Source organism: Bradyrhizobium sp. CCBAU 51745 (genome assembly GCF_028128715.1).
GTDB classification, from domain to species: domain Bacteria; phylum Pseudomonadota; class Alphaproteobacteria; order Rhizobiales; family Xanthobacteraceae; genus Bradyrhizobium; species Bradyrhizobium manausense.
Window position 1 is genome coordinate 1 of the sequence record NZ_LBJP01000018.1, and the last position, 421, is coordinate 421.

General features: G+C 59.1%; 1 protein-coding gene. It reads right to left on the reverse strand.

Going from position 1 to position 421, the window contains the following annotated elements:
- On the reverse strand, positions 1-227 hold a 227-nt coding region (locus XH98_RS12875), incomplete at its 3' end, for a PilZ domain-containing protein (protein WP_271618799.1).
- Positions 228-421 lie beyond the last annotated feature (194 nt).

Here is a 421-nt window from a genome sequence, read left to right on the forward strand (position 1 = left end):
CCGATCTGACTTCCCATGCGCCAGATCACGCGACACTGCTTGATCACGCGGTTGCGCTCAAGCATCAGAGTAAATAGTGGTCTGACGTAACGACTATCCGCCAATTCGATAGCGGCTCCGTGGTCGGAGATATTCCGCACGCGACAGCTCAAGCTCGAACCGTCACCTGAAATATAGGCGACCTCGTCGACTTCGGTGCGCTCCTGTCGTCGGCGATCGGTAGTCATCACTTTCACCAGGAGGTGTGGCGCGGCCTCGCGCCTGCTCGACGCTCGGCCACGGTTGGTCTCACTTCGCCGACCATTTCCCCATGGTCGCCGAGGGGCCATTCAGCGTAAGGCAAGAACCTTGCTCATCGGTGAACGCTAGTGCGATAGCGAAACGAGCGCAGTGCAACATCGCAATCCGCGTGCGGGTCCTT